The organism is Herbaspirillum sp. B65, assembly GCF_000333555.1.
GTDB lineage: Bacteria > Pseudomonadota > Gammaproteobacteria > Burkholderiales > Burkholderiaceae_D > Herbaspirillum > Herbaspirillum rubrisubalbicans.
Map to the genome: position 1 here is coordinate 1 of NZ_BADI01001042.1, position 4,926 is coordinate 4,926.

Below are 4,926 nucleotides of genomic sequence, written 5' to 3' on the forward strand. Positions count from 1 at the left end.
GGACTTCCTAATTTTGAAGGTGTTCTAGAAGCGTTCTTATAGCCCGCCCCCGGCGGGCTTTTTTATGCGTGAACTATGCGAGTCCGATCGAAAGTGCCATTTCTCGGCCTGAGCTACAGTAAGCCAACTTTTCCCGATGGGAGTTTAACGTCGCAGATGGGACGCTGTTGCGTCACCTAAAAGTCGGTAAGGCGGATATCAACCCGTCGCTAAGTGCCTTCCCGCGCGCGATCCGGCAACATGGGTTGCATGACGCCCGACCTCTCCGAACTCGTCCGCACCATCCCGAATTTGATCCGCACCGGCAAGATTGCCGAGATCAAAGCGGACAAGGTGCGCGTGCGCTTATCTCCCTCGTTGCTGACCACCTGGCTGCAGTGGATCGCATTGCGCGCCGGGGATGGTAACCGCTCTCTCGCCAGAACAGGATATTGGAAATGAAGGTAGAACCGCCTAGCAGGTGTTTGCCCAACTGCCGGTATTCATCGGCGAAGAGGATAGCGGCACCAGCTACCGCGCACACTATCATCACCGTCATCAGCGCCGGGAAGATGCGCTTGACGCGACGCACGTAGAAATCGAGGATGCTGAACCTGTCGTGCTCCAGGTTGTTGAAGATGATCAGCGAGATCAGGAAACCGGAGATGACGAAGAAGACATCGACACCAATGAAGCCGCCCTTGAACCATTCAGGAAAGGCGTGGAAGATCACCACCGAGGCGACGGCGATGGCGCGTAGTCCATCGATGTCCGGGCGATATTTCGGATGCAGTTGCGGCACGGCGTGCCCAGTGTCCAGGGCAGGCGGCGGCGCCGCTGGCGCGCTGCTATCGAGGGCAGGATTTTTGTGCAGTGTGACCATGTGTGGGCTTTTCGAAGCGGCGACGGGTTAACGGAGTCGTGCTCTGACTACGCGCAGCGGCGTGTCGACGAAGCGATCCACCAGTACGGCAAACAACCATGCAATAGCCAGTGCCACCAGGACATTGAGCGGCGCATAGGGCGAGACCCAGTCGACGTTGTTGAGCATGACGTAGTGCGCCAGGTAGATCGAATAGGAATAAATGCCGATGCGCCGTACCCAGCCCAGGTTGAGCCAGCGAAACGGCCAGATCTCGGGATTGCAGACCGAGTAGTAGAACAAGGGAATGAGCGCGATCCCCTGCAAGGAATAACGCACGGTCTCACGGAAGACCTCGCTGCGCACCACCAGGGTGGCCAGCAACAGGATCACCCCCGCCAGGATGGCCAACGTGCGCAGCAGCGGTCTTTGCAAGCTGCGCTGCCAATCGGGCGACAAGGCCGTGGTGGCCAGAATGCAGCCATAGAGCATGGAGTCGATGCGGGTATCGGTAGCGTAGTAAGTGCGCTCGGTGACCACGCCTACGCCCATGACCAGATAGCAGCGCCACGCCAGCAACAGCACGCACGCCAAGCCCAGGTACAGAGGAAGACGGCGCAATTGCGCACCACGCAGCATAAGCAACAGCAAGGCCGGGAAGAAGAAATAGAAATGCTCTTCCACCGCCAGCGACCAGAACACACCCGTGCCCTGCGGCACCGTATGGGCAGCATCAAAGAAGAGCCCATAGTAATTGGCGAAATAAAACAGTTGCGCAAAGAAACCCGTCCAGGTGGCATAGCCTTTGAAAATCCCGAAATGGGTCAGCCCATAGGTCAGCACCAGCACCAGCAACAAGGGAGGCGTCAGGCGCAGCAGCCGGCGCAGATAGAAATGCTTGATATTGAGGGTACCAGTGGCGGCGAACTCGCGCAGCAGCAAGGTGGTGATGAGGTAGCCACTCAGGAAGAAGAAGATCGTCACTCCCAGCCCACCCGGCACCCACTTGCCCAGGCCCGCGTGACTGGTGGCCACGATCAGGATGGCGACCGCGCGCCAGCCATCGAGCGAGGCAATGTCCTGGTGCTTGGTGTGGACCATGCTCATGCCGCAGCTCCCGGCTGGGCCATATCGGCTTGTGCTGGATTGGTGAAGAGCTGGGCCAGCTTGGCTGCCTCGGTATCGATGGAGTGGCGTACCACGGCGCGCGCATGAGCCGCTTCACCCATACGCTGCAGTTGCTCGGGGGAAGCCTGCAGACAGGACTCCATGGCGTCGACCAGACGTCTGACATCTCCCGCAGGAAATAACCAACCGTTCTCGCCATCGAGCACCAGCTCGGGGATGCCGGCGATGTAAGTGGTCAAGACAGGGCGGCGCAAGGCCATGGCTTCCATGATCACCACCGGCAAGCCTTCTGCAAAGCTGGGCAGGACCATGGCGCGCGCCGCCAACAATTCTTCACGCACCTGGACGCTGCTGATCCAGCCGGTGATGCGAATCTGGTCCTGCAGCCCGTAATGACGGATGCGCTGCTCGATCTGCGGACGCATTTCACCATCACCGGCCAGCACCAGCTCGAAATGAATCCCTTTCCTGGCCAATGCTGCGGCCGCCTCCACCAGCAGCAACTGCCCTTTCTGTTCGCACAGGCGGCCCACGCACACCAGTCGCGCAGCGGCCTGCGGCTGCACCGGGGCATCCGAATAGAACGCCCGATCCAGGCCGCAATGGACTATGGCTACCTTGGGCCAGACGCTCTGCTCTACCCAACGATAAAGCTGACTCTGGCAAAACGAGGTGATGGCCACCGTGAATGCGGAGCGGCGGATTTTTTCATCCAGCCCCAACGCCAGCGGCTTGTCGAACTCTTCGGGGCCATGCACCGTGAAACTGTAGGTGGGGCCACCCAGACAATGCGCCAGCATGACGATCTCAGTGGAGTTGGTACCGAAATGCGCGTGAATATGCGTGGCGCCAAAAGCCTTGGTCCACTCCACGACTTGCGCCGCTTCCAACAGGTAAACCAAGTGATAGATCAAACCACGCTCACCGCGGCGCGCCATCTTCAATGCCAGCCCCAGCGCCGAGAAAAAACCCTTGGGATGGGCCATCATCTGGCGCAGCATGGGCACCAGCAAGCCGCCGATACCGCCCTTGAGGATGTAGCGCGTACGGTCGCGCTCAGCCCTATCGTCTGCATCGACGACCTCAGCATCCCAACCGCGCAAGGCAATGCGGTCGATGGCAAAACCCTGAGCTTCCACGGCGGCGATTTCACGCCGGATGAAGCTGTGGCTGACCTTGGGGTACTGATTGATGAAATAGGCGATCTTTTTTGTCATGGCTGCGTTGATGGCGAATGCACTCCCCGGCCTGGCTGGCCGGAAGAACGAGATGGAGCGATCCCGAAACCGCTGCGTCAGGCCGGCTTCGAGTGAGGGACAGACGCCTGTTCCAGACGTCGATTCTTTTTTCCGGCAGCTTCCAGCCTGCCTTGTTCACTGTTGGCATAGACCGACCAGCCCATGCCCATCACCAGCCAGAAGTACCAGTTGAATGCCAGGTAGGCCAGCATGTTGTCCGAGGCCGAGACGACCAGATATTCGATGAGCGTGCAGATGAGAATGATGCCGCCCAGTCGGTCCTGTTTCTGATACCGGATCAAGACACGCATGACCTGGTAGAAAATAGCCAGGTAAGCCACCACGCCGATGAGGCCGGTATCGAAAAACCACTGAACGAACACGCTATGCGCCCCCCAGTTCACCCCACCGGCCAGGGGGAAGAAGATGGGCGAATAGAAGGGAAAGGCTTCCACGCCATATCCATACAGATAATGCGATGGACTCATCCAGTTCAGGCCGGAATGCCACAGATAGGTCCGCCAGGCAAAGGAATTGAGCTTGGCATAGGTAGTCACGGTATTGCCGCTATCGAGCTGCAGGATGCGCTCCTGCACACTGGGCACCAGCAGTGCCAGCGTCCCCAGGATCAACATGTAGGCCAGGTAGCGCCGCTCGAACTTCACCCCGTACAGCAGGAAGATCAGGAAACACGCGACCCAGGCACTGCGGGTCTGGGTCAGTAGCAAGAGCAGGAACAACAGACCCAGATACCCCCCCAGAGCGAAGCGCTTGAACTGATCCAGCTTGAATTGCGTGCTCTTGATGACATACAGCCCCAGGACGATGACCAGCGTCAGGTAGAACGCAAAAATATTCGGATGCCCAAAGGTCCCTTGCAGACGGAAGCCACTGAGGCCGCCCCGTGCATTGAGGGCGGTGCTGACGAAACCATAGACGGTCGGGATCAGGGAGGAAGCCAGGATCAGCAGGATCATGGAACGGAATTCCTCCGGCGTGCGCACCACGTAAAAGGCGCAAACGAAGACCGCGAAATAGGAACACAGGCCCAGGACGATCTTGAGCGCCGCGCCCTTGTCGGGCGAGACGACCATACCGATCACGGCGATGGCGAGCAGGATGAACCACGGCACCCAAGCCTTGCGCGGCAACAGCTGGGGCTTCTCGACGATGAAGAGAAAGGCGATCAGGATGATCAGGGCATTGATGGCGCCGCCCAGGCCCAACGAAAAGCCGCCGCCCGAACCCACCCGGGTGGACTCCAGGACGATATCCCCGGAAGCCCGCAAGAGCAGCACGCACAGCAGCAGCAGGCGCTTATTGAACAGGAACAGGCCACCCAGGATCAGCAACACGGGTACGGCAGCCAGCTTGGCAAGACTGCCATCGAGCATACCGGCCAACACCGGCAGCACCAAGCCGGCCATCGCCGCGATGACGCAGGCGATGAGCACAAACACGATCTGTGAAGATGGCAGGTTGGTTCTTCTCATCATTTTTCCTCGGTCCGTAGGGACCGCAACTTTCAGCTTTCAAACAGTCGCATGAATGGGAATGGACAGGAGGACGCCATCGCCACCTCAGGCCGGCACCAGCAATCCCGGATGGCTGGTCCGCATGGCACCATCCAGATCCTTCAGGAATCCTTGCTGCAGGGCGAAGGCATCTCTCACGTGCTCAGATCAGGCATGAGACTGGAGGCACGCACCAGGAGCCATC

Annotated in this window: 3 protein-coding genes and 1 pseudogene; all 4 read right to left on the bottom strand. The window is 59.3% G+C overall.

From position 1 onward, the window contains the following. Positions 1-388 precede the first annotated feature (388 nt). A pseudogene (locus I5W_RS24480) lies at positions 389-862 on the bottom strand (acyltransferase family protein); the annotation flags it as partial. Between the two features lie 27 nt (positions 863-889). Further along, positions 890-1,948 carry an acyltransferase family protein gene (locus I5W_RS24485; protein WP_017450891.1) on the bottom strand — a complete coding sequence of 353 codons (1,059 nt, stop codon included), beginning with the start codon at positions 1,946-1,948 and terminating at the stop codon, positions 890-892. Beyond that, positions 1,945-3,186, bottom strand: coding sequence for a glycosyltransferase (locus I5W_RS24490; protein ID WP_044531207.1), 1,242 nt, complete (start codon positions 3,184-3,186; stop codon positions 1,945-1,947). The genes I5W_RS24485 and I5W_RS24490 overlap by 4 nt, the downstream gene beginning before the upstream one ends. A gap of 77 nt (positions 3,187-3,263) precedes the next feature. Beyond that, positions 3,264-4,700 carry an O-antigen ligase family protein gene (locus I5W_RS24495; RefSeq protein WP_017450889.1) on the bottom strand — a complete coding sequence of 479 codons (1,437 nt, stop codon included), beginning with the start codon at positions 4,698-4,700 and terminating at the stop codon, positions 3,264-3,266. Positions 4,701-4,926 lie beyond the last annotated feature (226 nt).